This is a genomic window from Pseudonocardia kujensis (genome assembly GCF_021283305.1).
Lineage (GTDB): Bacteria > Actinomycetota > Actinomycetes > Mycobacteriales > Pseudonocardiaceae > Pseudonocardia > Pseudonocardia kujensis.
In genome coordinates, this window is sequence record NZ_JAJSOK010000079.1 from 12606 (window position 1) to 34354 (window position 21749).

Genomic DNA, 21749 nt, shown 5'->3' on the forward strand with positions numbered 1-21749 from the left:
GCAGTGACGATGCTAAACATTAATACTCTTATCGGGCAAGCCCTCGAAGAGCGAGCATTCCCGTTCGCCCCACTCGCGACATCGCCTGCAGCCCAACGGAGGGTTTGAATTGGCATCCCGAACGCCACGCCGTTTTCTGATCACTGTTAGTACGTTGACAGCCTCGGTCGCGCTCCTCCTGACCGCCTGCGGGTCGACTGGGTCGACGCCGTCGGCAGGCGGCTCCGGACAGGCCCCCCGCTCGGTCACGATCTCCATCATCGGCCAGTACCTCACCGTCTTCGCACCCATCTGGGCCGCTGAGCCCGAACTGAAGGCCGTGGAGCAGAAGTTCGGGACGACCATCGAGTACTCGTCGTTCGGCAAAGGTTCGGACGCGCTGACCGCGGTCCTCGGAGGCGGAGCCCAGATCTGCCAGTGCGCCTTCTCCACCAGCCTCCGCGCGGCCGATGGGGGCCAGCCGGTGAGCATGAAGGCCAACACCTACTTCGGCCCCGGGACCGTGCTCGTCGCGGCCACGAAGTTTCGAGCCGAACGAGGGGCAGACGTCGCGAAGTTCGACGGAGCCACGTTCGGCTACACCTCCGAGGGAGGGGCTGACCAGATCAGCCTCGCGACCGTCGCCCGGAAGGCCGGTCTGAACTGGGAGCGTCAGAAGGGAGTCGCCGTCGGCTCCATCGCCGGCTACGTGCCCGCCCTGCAGAGCGGGCGGGTCGATCTCGCGATGATGGACGCAGGGTCGGCGGCGAACGCGGTTCGAAGCGGTGTGGGCTACGTCGTTCTCAATACCAACGACTACGACGCGTACGCGCCGATCGGCGGCGCGGTTCCCGGCGGCGGCCTGGTGTTCTCCGAGCAGTTCCAGAAGGATTACCCCGAACTCAGCCAGGAGATCGTCTCCGCCGTCGTCTCCGGCCTGAACAAAGTCCGAGCCCAGGAGGACGCCGGGGCGGCGTACGACCTGCTGTCGCAGGGCTATCGGGACGCCCACCCCGACCGGGCGGCGTTCGCCTCCGAGTGGCAGTTGGTCCGGCCGACCTTCGAAGCCACCGACGGCACCCTCGGACCCACGACGTTCGCCGAGGCCGCCTCGACGGTGCTCGACACCCCGGACCTCCCGCCGACCGTCGCCGGCTTCGTCGACAACACTCTGGTCGAGAAGGCGTACTCGAACCTCGGCATCCCCCGTCCGTCGGTGCCGACGGCGTCCTGACGGGAGTCCGCCGTTCGGGCGGGGTGGCGCGCCGCCACCCCGCCGCCCGGCTCAGGTCTGGTGCGGCAGCAGGCTGTCGACGTAGTCCAGCGGGCCGCGAGGTGGGTTCGCCGTCGACCAGCAGTTCGCCGTCGTACTGACGAGTTCCATCGTCTCGTTCCTTCCGGACACCCTGCTCCACACGTACCGGCGCACGCGAGACCGCCTGTCTGATACCTGTTTTCGACCGGGGCCACGTCAGCCACGATGACGCCATGCGCCTCGGTCTGAAGTTCGATCTCCGTGCCCCCGCCTTCGGAGCCCCTCCCCCGGATCTCTACGCGGCGGCGCTGGACCAGTGCGCCTGGGCGGACGAGGTCGGCTTCGACACCGTGCGCTTCCTGGAGCACCACGCCAGCGAAGACGGGTACTGTCCCTCCCCGCTCGCGGTCGCCGCGGCCGCGGCGGCCCGCACCGAACGGATCCGTCTGCGCGCCAGGGCCTTCATCCTGCCGCTGCACGACCCGGTCCGGGTCGCGGAGGACGTCGCCGTCATCGACGTGATGAGCTGCGGCCGGCTGGATCTCGTCGTCGCGGGCGGCTACCTCGCGTCGGAATTCGCGATGTTCGGCAGGTCGTTGCGCGAGCGGCCCTCACTGATGGAGGACGGCATCCGGGCCCTCAAGCTGGCCTGGACCGGCGAGCCCTTCACCTACCGCGGCCGCCCCGCCCGGGTCGCGCTGCGGCCGGTCCAACGCCCGCACCCGCCGCTGGTGCTGGGCGGGTCGTCGCGAGCCGCGGCCCTGCGCGCCGCCCGGCTGGCCGACGGGTTCGAGCCGACGAAGCCCGCGTTCTTCCAGGACTACCTCGAGGAGTGCACGCGGCTCGGACGCCCCGCCGGACCGCCGCCGGCCCCGATGCCGCGCGGACAGTTCCTGCACGTCACCGACGACGTCGACGGCGCCTGGAAGGCGCTAGGGCCACACCTGCTGCACGAGATGCGCTCGTACGGCGCCTGGCTCGTCGAGGCGGGCACCGGCACCCAGTACCGGCCCGTCGCGGACCTCGACGAGCTCCGCGCCAGTGGCACGTACCGGATCGTCACACCGGAGGAGTGCCTCGCCATCGCCCGCGAACTCGGCCCCGAGGGCCAGATCGAGTTCCACCCGCTCGTCGGCGGCAGCGACCCGGCGATCGGCTGGGCCGGGCTGGAGTTGTTCGAGAAGGAGGTGCTCCCGGTGCTCCGGTCCGAGCACCTCGTGGCCGAGCCGACGTAGTGCCGGGCTCGTTGCACACCCGTCGCACATCAAGGCGAGCCTCCGCGCGGGGACGTCACGCCGCAGACAGCCGCGTCCCCCAGGGGCATCCCGAGAACCCCCGATGACAGGCACCGAGGTGGACGAGAAGTTCCGCCGCCAGGCGGCACCCCTCATGGACGCCGAGCAGATGGACGCCCTGCTGGAGGGGTGCCGGAACCTGGAGGATGTCCCTGGCCTGGTTGAGATCATGGCGTTGACCCGGCTCTCCTGCCAGGCGTGACGTATGCGCCGCGGTCAAGACGTTCCACACGGAGCTCACCGCCTAGCATGATTACTGTTAACCTGGTTGTGAGACGCCTGCGAGGCAGGCGGCACCCACGCTTTCAAGGAGGTCAGCGGTGGAGTCGACGACCGTAGCCCCGCCCTCGGGGGTCGGCGCGCGACAGATGCGTCTGGAGGATCCGGGCCTACTGACGGGCCGGGACAGGTTCACCTCCGACCTGGACATCCCGGGCGCACTGCACGCCGTGTTCGTGCGGTCTCCCGTCGCGCACGCCCGTGTCGTGTCGGTCGACACGACGGCGGCAACGGCCGCGGACGGTGTGGTCGCGGTTCTCACCCACAAGGACGTGGACGTCCCGCGGGTGTTCTTCCCGACGTTCGGCGAGCTGATCGACGACGCGTACCACCGCGTCCCGCTCGCGTCCGAGACGGTCCGCTTCGTCGGCGACATCGTCGCGGTCGTGGTCGCCGAGACGATCACCCAGGCCCACGATGCGGCCGAGCTGGTGGAGGTCGACTACGACGCGTTGGAGGTCGTCGTCGACCCGGTCGCCGCGACGGCCCCCGACGCTCCTCTGCTGTTCCCCGGCACGGGTACCAACCTCGCGGTGGACATCCCGTTCGAGGCGGGGACCCGTGCGCCCGACGCGCCCGTGCAGGTCCACCAGCGCGTCGCCCACCCGCGGATGGCCGTCGTCCCGATGGAACCTCTGGCCATCGCCGCGGTCCCCGGCGACGGCGAGAAGCTGACCCTGTGGTGCTCCACCCAGATGCCGCACGTGACACAGGGTCTGATGGCGCTGTGGCTCAAGATGGACCCTGCCGACCTGCGAGTGGCGTGTCCGTCGGTCGGCGGCGGATTCGGCGGGAAGACCCCGGCGGAGCCCGACTACGTGCTCGTCGCGGCCATCGCCCGTCACCTCCGCCGTCCGGTGCGCTGGACCCAGTCCCGCAGTGAGAACCTGCTGACGATGCAGGCCCGCGGCCACCTGTTCGACGTCACGCTCGAGGCGACCCGGGACGGGCGGGTCACGAGCATCCGGTCCGAGGGCCTCACTGACGTCGGCGGCTACCCCGGGCTGGGCATCGGCATGGCGATGACGGCCCGTGGGCTCATGACAGGCTGTTACGACATCCCGCACGCGAGCCACGTCGTGCGCTGCGTCGCCACGAACACCTCCCCCACCGTGCCGTTCCGAGGGGCGGGGCGGCCCGAGGCGATCCATGCATTGGAGCGCACGATGGATCGACTCGCCGCCGAGCTGGACATCGACCCGGCCGAGATCCGCCGGCGCAACTTCGTGCCGGTCGAGAAGTTCCCCTACACCAGTGTCATGGGCACCGAGTACGACTCGGCCGACTTCGAGAAGACCCTCGACGAGGCGCTGCGGCTGGCCGATTACGAGGGCCTCCGGGCCGAGCAGGCCGAACGCCGCGCCTCCGGCGACGAGGTGGCCCTCGGCATCGGCATCAGCACCTACGTCGAGGTTTCCGCAGGCAGCCCGGGAATGACCGGCGACTACGCCTCCGTGGAGGTCAGCGAGGACGGTTGGGCCACCGTGGTCGCCGGCACGTCGGCCCACGGCCAGGGCCATTGGACTGTCTACGCGCAGGTCGTGTCCGACCGGATGGGCATCCCCGCCGAGAAGGTGCGGTTCGTGCAGAGCGACACCGACACCGTCCCACGGGGGATGGGCACCTCCGGCTCGCGCTCGCTGCAGCTCGGCGGGACCGCGGTGCGTCTGGCGGCCGACGAGGTCGTCGAGCAGGCCAAGGAGGTCGCCGCACACCTGCTGGAGGCCTCCCCCGAGGACATCGAGATCGTCCCCGGCGTCGGCCTGGGCGTGCGCGGCGTCCCGCACCGCACCCTGGAGTGGGGCGAGCTGGCCGCGGCCGTCGCGGACGACGCCCGTCGCCCCCCGCAGCTGGCGCCGCGGTTGTTCGCCGATCCCGGCTTCGAGCAGGGCGGAGGCACCTCGCCGTTCGGATGCCACATCGCGATCGTCGAGGTCGACCTGCAGACCGGGATGACCACACTGAGGCGCTTCGTCGCGGTGGACGACTGCGGCGTCGTGGTGAACCCACTGCTCGCCGACGGCCAGGTGCACGGCGGGCTGGCCGCCGGGATCGGCCAGGTGCTGTTCGAGTACAGCGCATTCGACGACGAAGGCAACCCCACGACCACGTCGTTCGCAGACTACGGGATGCCCAGCGCAGCGGACCTGATCTCCTACGACACCGCACACACCGTCACCCCGACCACGCGCAACCCGCTGGGCGCCAAAGGCCTCGGCGAGGCAGGCACCACCGGCTCGATCGCTGCCGTGCACAACGCGGTGATGGACGCCCTGCGCCCCCACGGAATCGACCACATCGACCTGCCCCTGACCCCGATGCGGGTCTGGCAGGCCCTGCAGGACAGGGAGTCCTGACCCATGACCGAACTCGCCGAGACCACCAACGGCACCGACACCGCTGTGGCGGCGACCGTCCCGCTGACCCTGCGGGTCAACGGCAAGGACCACGACACCGCGGTGGAGCCGCGTGAGCTGCTCGTCGACGTCATCCGCGAGCGGCTCGGGCTGACCGGCACCAACGTCGGCTGCGAGACCACCTCCTGCGGCGCCTGCACCGTGCTGCTCGACGACCGCTCGGTCAAGTCCTGCACCGTGCTCGCCGTGCAGGCCCAGGGCCGGGAGATCACCACCATCGAGGGCCTCGCCGACGGCAACACCCTCCACCCCGTCCAGGCCGCCTTCCAACGCTGCCACGGTCTGCAGTGCGGGTTCTGCACCCCCGGCATGGTCATGGCCTCGGTCTCGCTGATCGACGAGGGCCGCGCCACCGACGAGAAGTCCGTGCGGGCCGCGCTCAAGGGCAACCTGTGCCGCTGCACCGGCTACCACAACATCGTCGCCGCCGTGCTCTCCGCCGCTGACGAGATGGAGGCGGACAAGTGACCCCCGCCCCGTTCACCTACTACCGTCCCACGAGCGTCGCCGACGCGATCAGCCTGCTCACCGAACACGGCGACGAGGCCAAGCTCATCGCCGGCGGCCACTCCCTGCTGCCGATCATGAAGCTGCGCTTCGCCGCCCCCGAGGTTCTCATCGACCTCGGCGGCATCGACGACCTCGACCACATCCGCGTTGAGGGCGACGAGATCGCCATCGGCGCCCTGGCCCGCCACGTCGACCTCGAACTGTCCGACCTGCTGCGCGCCGAGGCCCCGCTGCTCGCCCACACCGCCGGCGTCGTCGGCGACTGCCAGATCCGCCACCGCGGCACCTTCGGCGGCAGTGTCGCCCACGGCGACCCCTCCGCCGACCTGCCCGCCTCGCTGATGGCCCTGCGCGGGACCATCGTGGTCGAAGGGCCCGGCGGGCGGCGCAGCATCGCAGTGGACGACTTCTACACCGGCTTCCTCGAAACCGCCCTGGAGCCGGACGAGCTCGTGGTCGAGCTGCGGGTTCCGCGCGTCGGCGACGCCCCGTGGGGATACCAGAAGTTCCGCCGCCGCGGCATCGACTGGGCCATCGTCGGCGTGGCCTACCAGTCCGAGCCCGGCGCGGGGGGCATCGGCCTGGTCAACATGGGCCCGACTACCCTGCGCGCGTCGGCGTCGGAGGCTGCGCTGCGGTCGGGCGCGAGCCACGACGAAGTGGCGGCCCTGGCCGCCGAGGGCACGTCCCCGGTCGGCGACGGAGCCGGGTCCTCGGAGTACCGGCGGCATCTAGCCCGCGTGCTGCTCTCCCGTGCTCTCGCCGGTCGGTCCACGACCTGACCGTCCTCCGGACCCGCCTCGCCCCCGGAGGCCAGCGGACGAACGAGGACGGCGGCCTCGCGCCCCGCGCGCGGCCGCCGTCGACGTCCCGGGACGGTCAGCGGACGCGATGGACGATCTCCCTGAAGTCGAGTCTTCCCAGGACGCGTTGGGCCTTCCACCCGCCCTCGATCTTGAGGTGCTCGCTCTCGTGATCGGCTGTCCTCGGCCCGAGGAGGAAGGCCGGCCGGGGGTGGAGGCTCACTGGAGACTGAAGTCCTTCGCGGTCTGCAGAGCCCCGGCCCAGTGGACCTCAAGCATCCGGAAACGGATTCGCCACCCCTCCGGCGTCCGGACCAACTCGTCGGTGAAGGTGCACGCGTCGTAGAAGTGGACGCCGCCGTCGGCCTGGTCGACCGTCGTGTGCGTTGCCAACAGGTCGTGCCTCGCCGACGCGGTGTCCCCCTCGATCGCGACGATCGGCAGCCCGAGCATGTGCTGCCAACGACCGAACGCCCCGGTCATCCCGCCGGGCTCCTCGGGTGTTCCGCGCATCCACGCGAGCATCTCGCGCCAGGGCCCTCGCGGACCGCCACCGGACGTGTAGTCCACCTCGCCGTCGTCGGTGAACACCCGGGCCCACGTCGCGAGGGTGCCCTCGCACTGGTTACCCTGGAAATCGTCCTGCCCTTTCGCGTACGTCGCCAACACGTCCTGAATGGCGAAGCGGTCCAGCAGGTACTGGATCTGGCTGTCGTTCGTCATGATCCTCCTTGATCGGCGTCCGCCGTACCGGCGAGCGCAGGACGCCGCGGCTCGCGGGCACGTGCGCTGACGGGCGTCGTCGTCCGCGTGGGAAGGGAAGCCACCATCGCAGTGGGCCCCGTCATGAGCGGGACACACTTGTGGCAGGGGCGGCATCACCGGCTCCGCCGCAGACAACAAGGATGAACATAACTAGACTAAGGTAAGTTGTCACTCATCGAGGTTCTTGCCCACGGTGAACGCCGCGGGTGGTGAGGTCTCCGGGTAGACGCTTCTTCTCGACGGCGATCTCGTCCTCTGAACACCTCCTCCGCCGCAGTCGTGGCCGGCGGGACGAGGGTCCCCTGCCCGGCCGGCCGCGTCGGGTCCGAACCGGAGGCACGCTCACTGTGGCGTGGTCGGCGAGCGGACACCGTCGCTCGTCACCCGAGAAGTCCCACTGGGCCTCTTGCGGCGGCCGGGGACCTGACCATGATGGGAATGGTTTACGGATCACCACGACGGGGGACGCCCGACGCGCCAAGGCGTGCGTCTCCTCGTCCCGACCTACAGGAGTCCCATGCAGCTGGACGGGCGCCGCATCATCGTGACCGGCGGGGCACAAGGGATCGGGGCGGCGCTCGTCGCGGCCTACGTCCGCGAAGGTGCCCGGGTCGGATCGCTCGACCTCCAGAGGGAGGAGGGCGAGGCCGTCGTCGCCGCCGCGACCGGGCCCGGCCGGGCGACCTTCCGTTACTGCGACGTGTCCGACCGCGTGTCCGTCGACGCCGCGATCGATGCCTTCGTCGACGACTTGGGCGGTCTGGACCTGCTGGTCAACGTGGCCGGGATCGAGCGCCGCGCCCCCGCCGAGGAGATCGATCCTGCCGAATGGGAGCACGTGTTCGCGGTGAACGCGACCGGCACGCTGTACACCAACCAGGCGGCGTTCCGGCACCTGCGCGAGCACGGCGGAGCGATCCTCAACTTCGCCTCCGGCGCCGCGGTCCGCGGGTACCCGAACGGCGCGCACTACGCCGCGGCGAAGGGCGCGGTGCTGTCCTGGACCCGGACCGTCGCGATGGAATGGGGCCGGTACGGGATCACCGTGAACGCGCTGTGCCCGGGTGTCGAGACACCGATGGCGGCCGCAGCCCGCGAGCGGCTGACCCCCGAACAGCACGAGGAGGCGCGGATCCGGATGGCGGCAAATACTCCGATCGACGGCAAGCTGGGCGATCCGGACCGCGACCTGGTCCCGTTCCTCGTTTTCCTCGCGAGCCCCGGCGCGCGCTTCATCACCGGCCAGACCCTCGTCGTCGACGGGGGCCGCACCATGGTTCGCTGAAGCTGGCCCCGCCCGCTGATCAGGCCCCGGTGTAGGCCCCGCCGTCGACCTTGAGCACCGAGCCGGTCATGTAGGAGGACGCGTCGCTCGCCAGGAACAGCACGGCGTGGGCGAGCTCGTCGGGCTCGCCCCCCCGGCCGATCGGGGTGGCAGCCTTGGCGGCGCGGCGGGCGTCGTCGTCCGCGCGGCCGCCCATCGCGTCGCCGATCATGCCCGGCACCACGGCGTTGACCCGAATCCCATCGCTGCCCCACTCCTGGGCGAGCACGAGTGTCGCGGCGTGCAGCGCGGACTTCGCGGTCCGGTAGGGCAACAGCCCCGGACCTCCCGTCCACATCCCGATGGACAGCACGTTCACCACGCTCCCGACTCCATGTGCGGCCAGGTACGGCTGAGCCGCCGCGCTGAGCAGGATCGGCCCCTTCGCGTTGACGGCATGCACCTCGTCGTACAGCTCCGGCGTCAGCTCGCACGCCGATGAACGGCGGTTGAGCCCGGCGTTGTTGACCAGCACGTCCAGTCGCCCGAAAGCGTCGACGGTTTCAGCAAGGATCCGCCCGTGCTGCGCGGGATCGGCCACGTCCCCGACCACCGCGAGTGCCCGCTCGCCGTCCTCCTCGACCGTCCGCACAGCAGCGTCGAGAGCGTCCCGGGACCGTCCGACGACAGCGACCGCGGCCCCCGCAGCTGCCATCAGCCGGGCGGTGGCGAGGCCGATCCCCCGAGAGCCGCCGGTGACCAGTGCGGCGCGCCCGTCGAGCACGAAACGAGCCAGCGCATCCATACGCGGACCTCCATCGTCGTTAATTTAGTATTTACTATGAGCCTACAATCAGGGACGGTGGTCGAAGAGGCAGAGTTGTCCGGCGAAGGAGCCTGATGTACCCGTTACTGGTGCAGGACCCCACGCGCGCGGCGTTCATCGAGCGTGCCGCCAAGGATCTGAGCGCTCTGGCTCGGGAGAACCGGTCCGAGCTGTCGGCCGCCGTCCGCGAGAACCGTTTCCCCCACGAGATTTACCGCGAGCTCGGTAGTCTCGGCTACCTCGGCGCCCTGACCAGCCGGGAGTGGGGCGGACTGGGCGCCGGCGTCGCCGAGTACGCGCTGATCAACGAGGAGACCGCGCGGCACGGACTGGTGTCGGCGCAGGTCGCGGCGCAGGGCCAGCGCTGGCTGCTGGACTGGGGCACCCCCGAGCAGCAGGAGCGGTGGCTGCGCGGGATCGCCAACGGCGAGATCGTGTTCTCCGAGTCGATCAGCGAGAAGTACGCCGGATCGTCGTTCAAGGCGATGAAGGCGACCGCGGTCCCGGACGGATCGGACTGGATCCTCACCGCGGACAAGACGCACGTGAACCTGGGTGCGGACTCGGACGTCACGCTGGTCTACGCGATGGCACCCCAGGGACTGACCAGCTTCCTCGTCGACACGACGCTGCCCGGCGTCACCACCAGGGTCACCGACGCGATCGGCACCCGGCTGATCCGGACCGCGGATGTGCACCTCGACGGCGTCCGGATCCGTGCGGAAGACGTCCTCGGCAGGCCGGGCGGCGGGATGGAGACGTTCCTGTCGACCTTCAACGTCAGCCGGATCGGCAACGCGTCGGAGCTGATCGGGCTTGGCCGCCGGGCCCTGGAGCTGGGGCTCGAGTACGCGCACCGGCGCGAGGTCGGCAGCAACGTCGTGACCGACTTCCAGGGCATCCAGTGGGCGACCGCGGACTCCTGGACCGCCCTGCACGCCGCCGCGCTGGCCCGTGACCACGCGGCGTTGGAGTACGAGGCCTGCAGGGACGTCTCGATAGCGACCTCGGTGGCCAAGCAGCTCGCGGTCGACGCCGCGGAGAAGGCCTCGGCCACCGCGTTCAGCCTGTGCGGTGGGCACGCGCTCTACCACGACCAGCCGTTCGCCGAGATCGACCAGGAGATCAAGGTGTACCGGGTAGCGGGCGGCTCGTCGGAGGTCCTGCGCAACTTCGTGGCGCGCCGGATCCTGGAGGACCCCGGCCACGAGGGCCTGGCATGACGGGCCTGGCACGGGCGATCGTCGCGCAGGCCGAGGCCCGCCCCGCCCTGCTCCTGGGCACCGCGGAGGATCCCCTTCCCCTCGCGCGGGCTGTTGCGTTCGCGAGCGGACGGGCCCGGCGGCTGCTCGCCGACGGCGCCAGGCCCGGCGAGCCGGTCGCCCTCGTTGCCCCGACGTCAACGGACTACCTGGTCACCTGGCTCGCCTGCCTACTCGCGGGCGTCCCCGTCGCGCTGGTCAACCCCACCTACACCCCCGACCTGCAGTCCGCCATGCTCGCGCCGCTAGCGCCCACGGTCACGCTGACCGACACGGGGGCCCGGGATGTCGAGAGCACCCCCGACGGGCTGCCCGGGCTGGGCTCCGGGCCCCTCGACGTCGTGTCCTTCATGCACACCTCGGGCACGACCGGGCTACCGAAGTTCTGCGCTCAGAGCAACGCGTACTTCCTCCGACTCGCCGCCGCGATGCGCGAGGGGCTGCGGCTCGGGCCCGAGGACACCGTCCTCGCCCCGCTGCCGATGTTCCACGTCAACCCGCTGGGCTACGGCGTGGTGACCGCGCTGCTGACCGGCGCGGGCGCGCTGACCGTCGGCCGGTTCTCCGCGAGCGGCTTCTGGCCGACCGTCAAGGAGCATGGCGTGACCGTGCTGATCCTGCACGCGCCACCGGTCGAGATCCTCAAGCGCGCCACGACCGCCGCGGACGCCGCGGGCCACTCCGTGCGCACCATGTTCTACGCCGACCAGCGCTTCCTGCGGACCTTCGGGATCGGCGAGGCCGTGTCCGCCTACGGGTCCACCGAGGCGGGCGGGGTCAGCCACCTCGCCCGCTGGTCGGCGGCCGACGACCTGCCCCCGGACGTGGGACGGCGGGGTGGGCCGGCCCGCGCGGACGTCGACTGGACGGTGCGGGAGGACGGCGTCGTGCTGGTCCGCGAGCGGGAGCCCGGCGCCCTGTTCTCCGGCTACGTCACCGCGGCGGGCCTTGACCCCGCGCGAGACGCGGAGGGCTGGTTCGACACCGGCGACCTGGGCGCCCGCGACGGCGAGGGCCTCGTCTTCCTCGAACGCCGCTCCGAGTCGATCCGGGTGAAGGGCGAATTCGTGCCGATCCCGTTCGTGGAGGAGCACCTGTCCGTAGTGGACGGGGTGCGGGACTGCGCCATCTGGAAGCGCCCAGGACAGCTGTCGGACGACGAGGTGGTCGCCTACGTCGTCGCCGACGGGCTCGCGCCGGCCGCGCTACACGCCCGGATAGTCGAGTTGCCGGGCTTCATGCGGCCCACCGCCGTCGCGCGGGTCGACGCGTTGCCCCGGGACGCGGCCGCCGGGAAAGTGCAGCGCCGTCGGCTCGACGAGACCGCAGTGCTCGAGTGGATCCTGACGTGAGGGCGCCGGACTGGGCGGTCGACATGACCGACTTGCACGTGCACGCCTCCCCTAGCCTGCTCCCTCGGCACGGCACTGACCCGGAGACCGTGGCCGCCGAGCGCGCGCAGGGCTTCGGCACGGTGGTGCTCAAAGCACACGAGGGCAGCACCGTGGAGCGGGCCGCGCTGGCCGGCGAGGGCGTGTACGGCGGGATCGTCCTCAACCGTGCGGTCGGTGGGGCGAACCCCGACGCGGTGGAGGTCGCGGCGCGGCTCGGGGGCCGGATGGTCTGGTTGCCGACGGTCTCGTCCCGCAACCACAAGGCCGCCGCGGCCGCCCCGGAACTGGTGGTGCATCGGGGGTTCGAGCTGGGCCTGGTCGAGGTCGTCGAGGACGGTCGGATGCGGCCGGAGTGGTACGACGTGCTGGACTCCGTCGCCCGTCACGATCTCGTCCTGGCCAGCGGCCACCTGAGCGTCGAGGAGACCGTCGTGGTTTTCGCCGAGGCCAGCAGACGCGGCGTCCGACGGCTGCTGGTCAACCACCCGATGATGGCCTTCCTGCACTGGGCGGACCCGCTCGGGGCGGTGCTCGCCGAGCTCGGCGCCCACCTGGAGCTGGGGATCCTGCCGGACCTACTGGGCGCCCCGGACGAGGGGTCGCTGCGTCTGGTCGACGTCTACCCGCATTCGCTGCTGGTGTTCGGCGGGGACCTCGGGCACGCCGAGCACCCCGCGCCCGCGGACATCGTGCCGCAGTGGATGCGGTCGCTGGAGGAACGGGCGGGGGCGAAGGACGCCGCGGCGATCACCACCAGGACCACCCGGCAGCTGCTTCTGGAGTGACGCCCGCCCGGCGGGCCCCGCGCGGAGCTCGCCGGTCGGGCACGGCGGCATGAGCCCCCCATCCCCCGTACCGTTGGCCCAACGAACTCGCGGAACGGCCACGAGGCGGTCGGTCGGGGGATCGGCAGCTGTCGGTGAGCCTCGTCGACGATTGCATTGTCGGCGAACGCCTGCGCCGCCGGGAGCCGGCGTCGACCTCGCGAACTGGGTTCGTCATGAACCGCCTCCGGCGGCTGCTCGCGGAACTCGTCGGTCATGACGAGACCGTTGCCCAGGACCCTGCCGGTGATCGGTCCGACTCCCCCTGCTACGGGTGCCGCGAAGACAAGTCCCAGCCCTCGGCGACGGCCAGCCGACCGCGGTCGATCACCACGGTGCCGTCGCGGTCCCGGGTCGTGCGGAAGCGCGCCTCGCCGGCCTCGTCCCGCCAGATCGAGACCGTGAGCTCGTCACCCGGGAACACCGGGGCGGTGAAACGGCCGCTCATGGCGCCGAAACGGGCCGGGTCGCCGCCGCACACGGTGTGCAGGAGGGCGCGGGCGGTGAAGCCGTAGGTGCACATGCCGTGCAGGATCGGCCGGTCGTAGCCGCCGCGGCCCGCGAAGGCGGGGTCGCTGTGCAGCGGGTTCCGGTCGTTGGTCAAGCGGTACAGGAGGGCTTGGTTGGGGGCGGTGGCGTAGCGCACCACCTCGTCCGGCGCGGTCTCCGGAACCGGCGGTGCTGACGAACCGCCGCGGGGACCGCCGAACCCGCCCTCGCCGCGGAGGAAGACCGACCCGATCGTCGTCGCGAGGGGGGTGTCGGTGGCGGTGTCGACCGCCCCGCAGGTCGTCTCCACGATCGCGCCGCTGCCCTTGTCGAACACCCCGGTGACCTCGGCAGTCACGCGCACCCGCCCCTCGACCGGCAGCGGCGCGTGCAGCCGCACCGTCTGCTCGGCGTGCACCAGCTTCGTGCGGTCGACGTCGCCCAGTGGCACCGCCCCGACGCGGGTCATGATTGCGGCGTAGGTTGGCAGCACGACGGTGCTCACGCCCTCGGTGTTCTCCGTGGTGAAGGCCAGCTCGGCCGTCGGGTCCGCCTGCCCGGCGCCCACGGCGAGGGCGTAGAGCAGGACGTCGTCGCGGGTCCACGAGTACTCGACGGGCCCGCTGCAGGTGCCCAGCAGGTCAGGGGCGAGTGGCATGGGGTCTCCTTCATCCCGGCCCACCGAGCCCAAGCCATCTTCGAGATGCGATCGAAGATCGGGACGGTGTGCCCGTTCCAGCAGTGCTCGTCGGTCGAGCTCAACGTTCGCGGTGCCGACGACCGCGCAGAGCTCTCCCCGGCCCCGCCGTCGACCGGCGTGTCGCCGTCGTACCGAGCCGGAACCGACGCCCTGACGCCTGCGTCTCCGAGTTCTGCTCCCCGCTCCTCGACTCGCCTCCTCCGTCGGCGATCCGCTCTGCTCAGCGTCGCACTTCGCGCGCAGGACCGGAGCCACTGTCGGCACGAGGAGGCGACTCGAGTGCAGCCGCACCTCCGACCCGGGCTCGGCACGCCCGGGCGCGGCCGCCGTGGCGGCGTCCTGCTCCCGGCATCGGCTCAATACTGGATGTAGTTCGCGAAGACCTTGTCCGACAGCTCGGTGAGGCGCTTGGCGTTGCGTTGGTGCACCGGGTGGTGGAAGTACTCGCGACACTCGTCGACGGTGCGGAAGCTGACGATGAACGCCAGGTCCCAGCTCTTGTCGATCTTCCATGCGGGCCAGTCGTGGTCGACCGGGCCGCCGATCCGCACGTCCCGGACGTTGGGGATCGCAGCAGCCATCTCCTGAACCAGCTTCAGCGCCTCGTCCTTCGACTCCTTCTCGGCGAACCAGAAGTACGCAACATGCTTGATTCCGGACTCGATGATCACGTTCTTCCTTCGTTAGGGTTTGCGCGCGGCCCGGGCGGCCGACATTCCTCGAAGACGCATCGACCCTCGTCGCGATGTGTCCAGCCGGCCCCTCGCGAGACGTCCGACCGGAGCGCTCACTCGACCATCGTCAGCGCGGGCTTGATCTCGCGGTGCCCTCGCATGGCATCCATAGCGTCGTTGATCTCGGTGAGCGGACGCGAGCTGGTGATCATCTCGGTCCAGTCGAAGCGCTCGTGGTGCGCCTCCATGAACTGCAGCGCCCGCGCATAGTGCTCGATCGCGCCCGAGAAGACGCCGACGATCGACGCCTGCTTCATCACCGCGAGCGCCGGGTTGAACATCACCTGGGCCGGGCTGATCTGACCGACGAGCAGGTAGCGGCCGCCGCGCCGGAGCATGGCCATGCCCTCGGTGAAGGCCGCCGGCGCGCCGGACATCTCGACGACGACGTCCGCACCCAGGCCACCGGTCAGCTCCATGACGCACTCGGTGCGGTCCGCGGCGTCGGGCACCTCGGTGATGTCGATGGCCTCCGTGGCGCCCCACTTGCGGGCCAGCGCCAGCCGGTCCGCGGGCGCGCCGACGACGATCACCCGCCGCGGGCCCATGGTCACGGCTTTAGCCACGGCGAAGAGCCCGAGCGGGCCGGAGCCCTGAACCACGACGGTCTGTCGCTCGTCGAGTGTGCCGAGCCGGTCGAATGCGTGGACGGTGGTGCGCAGCGCGCAGGAGGCCGCGGCGGCCACGGCGTCCGGCAGGACCGCGGGCACCTTCACCAGGCCCGACGTCGGATAGACGTAGCCGTACTCGGCGAACGCGCCGGTGAGGTGCGGGTAGTCGGCCGGGTCGCTGGCCATGTAGCCGCGGCGGTTGAGGCAGAGCGTCGGTGCGTGGTTGAGGACGCACTCAACACATCGCCCGCAGTAGCCGGGCGTCCAGATGACCCGGTCTCCCTCCTCGAGCGGCTGCCCGATCGAGTCGATGTCGGCATGGTTCGTGCGGACGACCTCGCCGACCATCTCGTGGCCCAGGATCACCGGCAGCCCGGAGGCGGCCTGCTTCGACGAGACGTCCCCTTCGGCGAGGTGGACGTCCGTGGCGCAGATCGTGGCGGCGCGGTTCCGCACCAGCACCGCGCCGTCCTCCAGGTCCTGCGGGACGGGGACCTCGAGGAGCTCCATCGGGGCGCCGTGCTCGGTCAGCACGGCCGCCTGACAGCTCGCGGGCACGGTCATCGAGCTCCTACTTCCGGTCGCCGGTAAGGCAGAGCGCCCCGGCACGATCCAGGGCTCGCATACAACACTAGGCAAGCCATGACTATAGATGCAATGGTTTGCCCCCATAGAGGACCCTGCGTACTCGACCTCTCGACGCCTGCGACGTGCCGGTTATTAGCCTATTTACAGTATTGATACTTGAAGCCAGCGAAGATGGAGGTCGCAGCCGCCCTCGGACCGCCCCTGTTCAGGGACCGCCTCCGGCTCAAGGTTGGAGCCACACTTCAACGACGAGCAGTACGAACCCCTGCGCCGCGGTCATTGCGGCGGTCGCCGAGCAGATCGCGGTATTTGCCACGGCCCACGTCCCGCAGATCCGCCCGGTCCGCCTCGCCGAGGCGGCCGCGACCATCCACCACATCTCGAACGGGCGCTTCTGCCTCACCGTGGTCGTCGGCCGGAACAAGTCCGAGCTCGAGACGTCCGGCGTTGCGGTGCAACGCGGACACCTGCTTCGCCGCGGCCGACTCCATCGAGTTGCTGGCCGAGGTCTGAAGAAGGTCAAGGACCGGGCCGCCGAGAAGGGCCGCGAGTTCCGGGTCTGGACCCAGGCAGGGATCCTCTGCGGGCCGGACCAGGCGGATGTCCAGCGCAACCAGATCACCAAGCCGACAGGCGGCGGGAAGGCACAGACTGTAAGCACGACCCGGTGATGCTCGAACGCATGGTCGCCATGACGCACTCGCACCCGCCATACAGCACGCTGGCGCAGATCGTCGAGGAGATGGGCCAACTGTCCGAGGCGGGCATCGACGGCATCAACATCGTGTGGCCGGGCTACGAGCGCGGCATCGAACAGCTGCGGGACGAGATTCTCCCGCTGACCCTCGTGGCGGGCCTGCGCACCATGGACTAGCTCCTCCATCACTCGTACGGCGGTACACATCGTCGTCCGGACGGGCGCGCCGGGACTCTCGTCACATCAGCCAGGATTCCTGCACAGGCTGCCTGTCGAATCTGTTATCGTTGTGGCATGCCGACAGTCAGCGTCTCCTCCGGTCTCTTCTGCCCGTCGCGTCCTGACGGGGCGTCGGCGTGACCATCACCGCGGACACCCCCGGCGCGCCACGGGTCGAGCCGCTCGGCAAGTGGTTCCTCACCCCGCTGCTCGTCGGCTCGGCGCTCAACCCGTTGAACACCTCGCTTCTCGCCACCGCCCTGGTCCCGATCGGCCAGGCCCTCGGCGTCACCGGCGGGGACACCGCGGTCCTCATCGCGGCCCTGTACCTGGCCAGCGCGGTCGCCCAGCCCACGATGGGCCGGATAGCCGAGTCCTTCGGTCCGCGCCGCGTCTTCGTCGTCGGCGCCGCGCTGGTGCTCGTCGCCGGGGCGCTCGGCGCGCTGGCCACCGACCTGAGGATGCTGCTGGTCTCGCGGGTGCTGCTCGGCATCGGCACCGCGGCCGCCTACCCCACCGCGATCCTGCTGATCCGGCGGACCGCGGGCGACCGGCCCGCGGGTCCGGCGCTCGGCTGGCTGTCGATCGTCGCCAACGTCACCGTCGTCATGGGGCTTCCGCTGGGCGGCCTGCTCGTCGGTGTCCTCGGCTGGCGGGCCACCTTCCTGATCAACGTCCCGCTCGCTCTGCTCGCGATCGTCACCGCGCTGATGTGTCTACCCCGTGACCCGCGGCTGAGCCGGTCCGAGGTGCGTGGCGCCCTCGTCGAGCTCGACGCGATCGGCATGGTCCTTTTCGCCGGCACGCTGAGCACGTTGATGGTGTTCCTGATGTCGATCCTCGACCCGAACTGGTACATCGGCGCGTTCACCCTGGTCCTCGCCGTCGCACTGGTGCTGTGGGAGCGGCGTGCCACCGGCTCGTTCTTCGACGTGCGCTCCCTGATCACGAACAACGCGCTGACCCGGACCTACGTCCGCACCGGCGCCACCCTGTTCGTCTCCTACTGCGTGATGTACGGCGTCACGCAGTGGCTCCAGGAGCCCCGCGGGCTGAGCGCCACCACGACCGGCCTACTCCTGCTGCCGATGACGGCGATCGCAGCCCTGGTCTCGCGGCCGGTGGCCAAGCGCAACCTGGTCCGCTCCCCGCTGGTGCTGGCCGCAGGCCTCGCGCTGCTGGTGGCGGGCGGGCTGTCGTTCATGACCCTGTCGACCCCACTGGTCCTGATCGTCCTACTCACGGCACTGCTCGGCGTGGCCCTCGGCATCGCCGGGATCGGAAACCAGGCTGCGCTCTACGGCCAGGCCAGGGCCGACCAGGTAGGCACGGCCGCGGGCTTGCAGCGCACCGCGACCTACCTCGGCGCGATCATCTCGTCGGCCGTGATCAGCATCGTCTACGCGAACGGCGTGACCGACGGCAGCGTGCAGGCGATCGGCTACATCCTGCTGGTGGTCACCGCGGTGACCTTCGTGATGGTGCTGGCCGACCGCAGCCTGCCGAAGCGCATCGCCGCGGGTGGGGACCGGTGCTGACGACCGCCCCGCCCAGGGTCGGCGCGCCGCCGTCCGGAAGGCACCGTCCGTCCTGACGTTTCGTCGTGGAGGTAGTCGTGCTCCGCGAGCACTGGCGAGCCGGGCGCACCCGGTGAGACGCGGTCGCGCAAGCCCGTCCAGGTCGTCCGTGGCGGGGATCTGCTCGCAGGCCTCGGCCGCCGCGTCCGGCCAAGGCGAGCTCGCCCTTGCGCACGGTGCGCTCCACCGAGGCCGTGACCCGGTCCTCGGACGGGCCTCAGGTGAGGCCGCCCCCGGTCGACGGAGGGCCTCCTCTCCATTGACCAGAGGATCCTCCATCCCTAACGTGAGGGAAAAATATATGCAGAATTAACAGGTTACGAGCGGAGGGCCACGTCGATGTTGATCGGAGCCGAGTGTCGGGGCGGCACACCGTGAATGGCATGCCGAATGTCCCCCACCCCGTGCGGCGCGCCGTCGCCCCGTCCCCCGTGCAGGAAGTGCCCGTGAGCGCCGCCCCGCCTCCCAAGGTTCAGTACGTCCTCCCCGCGGGGGACGGGGTCGTCGCGGCGCAGCCGCAGGTGGTGCGCGGCGGCAGGCTCCAGGGCCGGATCGCGCTCATCTCCGGCGGGGGCGGCGGGATCGGTCGCGCGCTCGCCCAGCTGTTCGTGTCCGAGGGCGCCTCCGTCGTGGTGGCCGACCTCGAGATGTCGAGCGTCAAGGAGGTGGCCGACGCACTCGGGACCGCCGCGGAGCCGGTCGTGCTCGACGTGCGCGACCCCGAGGCCTGGACCGCCGCGGTCGACGCCGCCCGGGCCCGCTTCGGGGCCCCGCCGGACGTACTGGTCCAGTCCGCAGGCGTCAACATCAACGGCGGGGTCGAGGAGGCCACCGTGGAGGACATGCGCTTCGCCTTCGACGTCAACGTCGTCGGGGTGCTGCACGGCATCCAGGCCGTCGCGCCCGGCATGAAGGCCTCGGGCCGGGGCAGCATCGTCGCGGTCACGTCGATGGGCGGGGTGTCCTTCGGCGTTCCGGGCAACGCCGCGTACTGCGCCAGCAAGGCCGCCGCCACTGCGCTCGTCCAGTGCGCGGCGCTCGACCTCGGCCATTCCCGGATCCGGGTCAACGCGATCGTCCCCGGCCAGGTGGACACCCCGATGTCGCGCGCCTCCGGCTCGTCGGCGCCGCACTCGTTCTTCGAGAAGATGCCGGTGCCGCGGATGGGCCAGCCCCGTGACATCGCCCAGTCCGCGCTGTTCCTCGCCTCGGACGAGAGCTCGTGGATCACCGGCACGAAGTTCCTGGTCGACGGCGGGATGGACGCGGGCCCCGGCCTCGGATGAGGCTCGCTACCACTCACGACGAGGCCCCGGATCCCGCGACGGGGACCGGGGCCTTCGGCCGTACGGAGTGGGTCAGAGTGTGTCCGCCCACTCCTTGACCGTGACGACCTCGGCCTGCTGCGGGAAGATCTTCTCGATCAGGACCTGGTGCACGACCGGATCCGGGTCGCCACACGCGTCCGACAGAACGGTGAGCTCGAAGTCCGCGTCGCTCGCGTGGCGCACGGTGGAGAGCACCACGCCGCTGGTCACGATGCCCGCGAGCACCAGCTTGGTCACGCCGAGACCGCTCAGCAGCGGCGCGAGGTCGCTCGCGAACGCGCTGACGCGACGCTTGACCACGACCGAGTCCTCGGGGGCCACGGTGATCGCCGGGTGGATCTGCGACGTCGCCGAGGTCTCGATGAACACGTCGCCGTAGCCCGTCAGCGGGGACATGTTCTTGTTGGCGGCGTTGACCTCGCGGTAGCCGTCCCGGAACGCCACGCGGACGTGGATGATCGGCACGCCGGCCTTGCGGGCGGCGTCGACGGCCGAGACGGCGGCAGCCAGCACGGGCCCGTCGTCGCCCCCCACGGCGGCCACGTTCGGCGGCTGGAAGTCCATCACGAGCAGTGCCTGGGCACTCATGTCCACTCCTTCATCGTGCGGGGGGCACAGTCGGCGCGAAGGTGCCCGGCACGGCCAGACACGACAACTCTGTGCATGATTCCCCCTCGGACGCTACAAGTTGGCCGGGGACGACAGCAAGGCAACCCGTCATCACCAGTCGACGGACTTGAGGACCAGCCGGCGTAGGTGGCGTGGGTTGTTGTCGACCGAACCCGAGCGCGCGTGCTGCACGCCCAGGTTGTCCCAGACGACCAGGTCGCCGTTGCTGTAGTGGTGTGAGTAGGTGTTGTCCTCGGCGTACAGCGCAGCGAACAGCTTCTGCAGCAGCGCCTCGCCCTCCTCCGAGCTCTCCCCGAACTCCACGATGTGGCTGGTGTAGAACTCGCTGACGAACAGGGCCTTGCGGCCGCTGTGCGGCAAGGTGATCACCAGCGGGTGGGTGGCGTTGCGCGTGTTCTCGACCGTCCGCCCCGGACGGAGGTCGGTGACCTTCTGCCGGTTGGACTCGCCGTAGGGGTCCTCGAGGTCGAGCAGGTGGAAGGCGGTGAGCTTCGCGATCTCCTCCTGCAGGTCCGGCGCGAGGCTCTCGTAGGCGCGGACGCCGTTGGCGAAGCTGGTGGGCGGCGAGGTCGGCGAGACCTCCAGCGCATAGAGTGACGTGCCGGCGCGCGGATTGGGCCGGTAGGCGCCGTCGTTGTGGAACAGCAGCCGGGCATTGCCCGCCTCCGCCGCGTTCTCCACCTTCTTGTTCGTCATGAACTGCACCTGGGCGCCGTTGTCGAAGGTCTCGAGCGGGCCGAGGTGCTTGATGAAGCGGTCGTGGTCCTCGCCCTCGAGCTGCTGACCCTTGACCACCAGCATCAGGTGGTCGGCGAACGCCTGCCGCACGGTGGCCACGTCCTCCTCGGACAGCGGCTTCGTCAGGTCGACCCCACGCACCTCGGCGCCGACGGGGGCCTCGAGCGGAACGATCTCCATGGTTGCACCCTCTTCCTTGAGACAGCCGGCCACGTCGCACGTAGTCGTTGCTGTCAGCGTGCCGACCTCCTCAGACAATGTCAACAGGCCACCTGTGCAAGTTACCTGAAAATCGGTCAGCAGAGGCTGTCAGTCGCAGCGTCTCTCTCGCCTTGTCGCGAGCCGACAACCCTAGTAAGAGTAGGCATTTTCGCGGGGCTGTACTCGACGACCCCGGGTGCGGTCACGCAGGGCCGCGCACACCACTGGCAGGGAGAGACAATGAGGATCGGCATCGTCGGGCTCGGGAACATGGGCAAGCTCATCGCGGCCGCCATCGTCCGCGCCGGGTTCGACACCTACGTCTACGACCTCCGCCCCGAGGCCGTCGCCGAACTGGTCGAGC

At 70.5% G+C, this 21749-nt stretch carries 22 protein-coding genes; 15 read left to right on the forward strand and 7 right to left on the reverse strand.

The annotated features are described in order from the left end of the window. Positions 1-109: 109 nt before the first annotated feature. The 6 genes from LWC35_RS33610 (at position 110) to LWC35_RS33635 (ending at position 6517) form a co-directional block, all read left to right on the forward strand. A complete protein-coding gene (locus LWC35_RS33610) occupies positions 110-1213 on the forward strand; it encodes an ABC transporter substrate-binding protein (protein ID WP_232874531.1) in 1104 nt (367 codons plus the stop codon). A gap of 254 nt (positions 1214-1467) precedes the next feature. Then, the gene (locus LWC35_RS33615; protein WP_232874532.1) at positions 1468-2469 is read left to right on the forward strand and encodes an LLM class flavin-dependent oxidoreductase; all 1002 of its coding nucleotides are present in this window, start codon (positions 1468-1470) and stop codon (positions 2467-2469) included. Between the two features lie 103 nt (positions 2470-2572). Continuing rightward, a complete protein-coding gene (locus LWC35_RS33620) occupies positions 2573-2731 on the forward strand; it encodes a hypothetical protein (RefSeq protein ID WP_232874533.1) in 159 nt (52 codons plus the stop codon). A gap of 118 nt (positions 2732-2849) precedes the next feature. Then, a complete protein-coding gene (locus tag LWC35_RS33625; protein ID WP_232874534.1) occupies positions 2850-5165 on the forward strand; it encodes a xanthine dehydrogenase family protein molybdopterin-binding subunit in 2316 nt (771 codons plus the stop codon). A gap of 3 nt (positions 5166-5168) precedes the next feature. Continuing rightward, positions 5169-5693, forward strand: coding sequence for a (2Fe-2S)-binding protein (locus LWC35_RS33630; RefSeq protein WP_232874535.1), 525 nt, complete (start codon positions 5169-5171; stop codon positions 5691-5693). After that, complete coding sequence (locus LWC35_RS33635) at positions 5690-6517, forward strand: FAD binding domain-containing protein (protein ID WP_232874536.1); 828 nt, start codon at positions 5690-5692, stop codon at positions 6515-6517. The genes LWC35_RS33630 and LWC35_RS33635 overlap by 4 nt, the downstream gene beginning before the upstream one ends. Before the next feature lie 240 nt (positions 6518-6757). Here the strand turns inward: LWC35_RS33635 and LWC35_RS33640 are convergent, their stop codons facing one another. Continuing rightward, complete coding sequence (locus LWC35_RS33640; protein ID WP_232874537.1) at positions 6758-7261, reverse strand: nuclear transport factor 2 family protein; 504 nt, start codon at positions 7259-7261, stop codon at positions 6758-6760. A 559-nt stretch (positions 7262-7820) separates the two neighbouring features. Between LWC35_RS33640 and LWC35_RS33645 the strand changes: the two genes are divergently transcribed. Then, entirely contained in the window at positions 7821-8588 is a 768-nt protein-coding gene (locus tag LWC35_RS33645) for an SDR family NAD(P)-dependent oxidoreductase (RefSeq protein WP_232874538.1), read from the forward strand. 19 nt (positions 8589-8607) lie between these two features. On the opposite strand, the gene LWC35_RS33650 is transcribed toward LWC35_RS33645, so the two are convergent. Beyond that, positions 8608-9372 carry an SDR family NAD(P)-dependent oxidoreductase gene (locus LWC35_RS33650; RefSeq protein ID WP_232874539.1) on the reverse strand — a complete coding sequence of 255 codons (765 nt, stop codon included), beginning with the start codon at positions 9370-9372 and terminating at the stop codon, positions 8608-8610. A 95-nt stretch (positions 9373-9467) separates the two neighbouring features. On the opposite strand from LWC35_RS33650, the gene LWC35_RS33655 reads away from it, so the two are divergent. Genes LWC35_RS33655 through LWC35_RS33665 form a run of 3 tightly spaced genes read left to right on the forward strand, consistent with a single transcriptional unit; the run spans position 9468 to position 12834 of the window. Next, positions 9468-10616, forward strand: a complete 1149-nt coding sequence (locus tag LWC35_RS33655; RefSeq protein ID WP_232874540.1) for an acyl-CoA dehydrogenase family protein — start codon at positions 9468-9470, stop codon at positions 10614-10616. Beyond that, positions 10613-12007, forward strand: a complete 1395-nt coding sequence (locus tag LWC35_RS33660) for a class I adenylate-forming enzyme family protein (RefSeq protein WP_232874541.1) — start codon at positions 10613-10615, stop codon at positions 12005-12007. The genes LWC35_RS33655 and LWC35_RS33660 overlap by 4 nt, the downstream gene beginning before the upstream one ends. A gap of 23 nt (positions 12008-12030) precedes the next feature. Continuing rightward, a complete protein-coding gene (locus LWC35_RS33665) occupies positions 12031-12834 on the forward strand; it encodes a DUF6282 family protein (protein WP_232874542.1) in 804 nt (267 codons plus the stop codon). Between the two features lie 307 nt (positions 12835-13141). Here the strand turns inward: LWC35_RS33665 and LWC35_RS33670 are convergent, their stop codons facing one another. The 3 genes from LWC35_RS33670 to LWC35_RS33680 all read right to left on the reverse strand — a co-directional run bounded on the left by LWC35_RS33670 (position 13142) and on the right by LWC35_RS33680 (position 15971). Further along, entirely contained in the window at positions 13142-14020 is an 879-nt protein-coding gene (locus tag LWC35_RS33670; protein WP_232874543.1) for a MaoC family dehydratase, read from the reverse strand. A gap of 398 nt (positions 14021-14418) precedes the next feature. Beyond that, positions 14419-14733 carry a Dabb family protein gene (locus LWC35_RS33675; protein ID WP_232874544.1) on the reverse strand — a complete coding sequence of 105 codons (315 nt, stop codon included), beginning with the start codon at positions 14731-14733 and terminating at the stop codon, positions 14419-14421. Between the two features lie 116 nt (positions 14734-14849). Beyond that, positions 14850-15971 (reverse strand): zinc-binding dehydrogenase, encoded by a 1122-nt coding sequence (locus LWC35_RS33680; protein WP_232874545.1) that lies wholly within the window; start codon positions 15969-15971, stop codon positions 14850-14852. Positions 15972-16117: 146 nt separating this feature from the next. Between LWC35_RS33680 and LWC35_RS41155 the strand changes: the two genes are divergently transcribed. From LWC35_RS41155 to LWC35_RS33700, 4 genes are all read left to right on the forward strand, one after another. After that, complete coding sequence (locus LWC35_RS41155; RefSeq protein WP_372463152.1) at positions 16118-16666, forward strand: LLM class flavin-dependent oxidoreductase; 549 nt, start codon at positions 16118-16120, stop codon at positions 16664-16666. An 11-nt stretch (positions 16667-16677) separates the two neighbouring features. Further along, on the forward strand, positions 16678-16869 hold the full coding sequence (locus tag LWC35_RS33690; RefSeq protein WP_232874547.1) for a hypothetical protein: 192 nt from the start codon (positions 16678-16680) through the stop codon (positions 16867-16869). 179 nt (positions 16870-17048) lie between these two features. Continuing rightward, positions 17049-18449: an MFS transporter gene (locus LWC35_RS33695; protein WP_232874548.1), complete on the forward strand. Its 1401-nt coding sequence runs from the start codon at positions 17049-17051 to the stop codon at positions 18447-18449. A 422-nt stretch (positions 18450-18871) separates the two neighbouring features. Next, entirely contained in the window at positions 18872-19774 is a 903-nt protein-coding gene (locus tag LWC35_RS33700; RefSeq protein ID WP_232874549.1) for an SDR family NAD(P)-dependent oxidoreductase, read from the forward strand. Positions 19775-19846: 72 nt separating this feature from the next. Here LWC35_RS33700 and LWC35_RS33705 read toward each other — a convergent pair whose 3' ends face one another. Both LWC35_RS33705 and LWC35_RS33710 read right to left on the reverse strand, forming a co-directional pair. Continuing rightward, positions 19847-20404 carry a cysteine hydrolase family protein gene (locus LWC35_RS33705; protein ID WP_232874550.1) on the reverse strand — a complete coding sequence of 186 codons (558 nt, stop codon included), beginning with the start codon at positions 20402-20404 and terminating at the stop codon, positions 19847-19849. A 132-nt stretch (positions 20405-20536) separates the two neighbouring features. Continuing rightward, on the reverse strand, positions 20537-21364 hold the full coding sequence (locus tag LWC35_RS33710) for a TauD/TfdA dioxygenase family protein (RefSeq protein WP_232874551.1): 828 nt from the start codon (positions 21362-21364) through the stop codon (positions 20537-20539). A gap of 261 nt (positions 21365-21625) precedes the next feature. Here LWC35_RS33710 and LWC35_RS41160 point away from each other — a divergent pair. Next, a partial coding sequence (locus tag LWC35_RS41160; protein WP_372463153.1) for an NAD(P)-binding domain-containing protein occupies positions 21626-21749 on the forward strand: 124 nt, incomplete at its 3' end.

Bases quoted from the DNA above. Each gene is read 5' to 3' on its own strand.
- LWC35_RS33615 (WP_232874532.1), top strand. From the start codon at position 1,468: ATGCGCCTCGGTCTGAAGTTCGATCTCCGTGCCCCCGCCTTCGGAGCC.
- LWC35_RS33620 (WP_232874533.1), top strand. From the start codon at position 2,573: ATGACAGGCACCGAGGTGGACGAGAAGTTCCGCCGCCAGGCGGCACCC.
- LWC35_RS33630 (WP_232874535.1), top strand. From the start codon at position 5,169: ATGACCGAACTCGCCGAGACCACCAACGGCACCGACACCGCTGTGGCG.
- LWC35_RS33640 (WP_232874537.1), bottom strand. From the start codon at position 7,261: ATGACGAACGACAGCCAGATCCAGTACCTGCTGGACCGCTTCGCCATT.
- LWC35_RS33645 (WP_232874538.1), top strand. From the start codon at position 7,821: ATGCAGCTGGACGGGCGCCGCATCATCGTGACCGGCGGGGCACAAGGG.
- LWC35_RS33650 (WP_232874539.1), bottom strand. From the start codon at position 9,372: ATGGATGCGCTGGCTCGTTTCGTGCTCGACGGGCGCGCCGCACTGGTC.
- LWC35_RS33655 (WP_232874540.1), top strand. From the start codon at position 9,468: ATGTACCCGTTACTGGTGCAGGACCCCACGCGCGCGGCGTTCATCGAG.
- LWC35_RS33660 (WP_232874541.1), top strand. From the start codon at position 10,613: ATGACGGGCCTGGCACGGGCGATCGTCGCGCAGGCCGAGGCCCGCCCC.
- LWC35_RS33665 (WP_232874542.1), top strand. From the start codon at position 12,031: ATGACCGACTTGCACGTGCACGCCTCCCCTAGCCTGCTCCCTCGGCAC.
- LWC35_RS33670 (WP_232874543.1), bottom strand. From the start codon at position 14,020: ATGCCACTCGCCCCTGACCTGCTGGGCACCTGCAGCGGGCCCGTCGAG.
- LWC35_RS33680 (WP_232874545.1), bottom strand. From the start codon at position 15,971: ATGACCGTGCCCGCGAGCTGTCAGGCGGCCGTGCTGACCGAGCACGGC.
- LWC35_RS33690 (WP_232874547.1), top strand. From the start codon at position 16,678: ATGGTCGCCATGACGCACTCGCACCCGCCATACAGCACGCTGGCGCAG.
- LWC35_RS33700 (WP_232874549.1), top strand. From the start codon at position 18,872: ATGCCGAATGTCCCCCACCCCGTGCGGCGCGCCGTCGCCCCGTCCCCC.
- LWC35_RS33705 (WP_232874550.1), bottom strand. From the start codon at position 20,404: ATGAGTGCCCAGGCACTGCTCGTGATGGACTTCCAGCCGCCGAACGTG.
- LWC35_RS33710 (WP_232874551.1), bottom strand. From the start codon at position 21,364: ATGGAGATCGTTCCGCTCGAGGCCCCCGTCGGCGCCGAGGTGCGTGGG.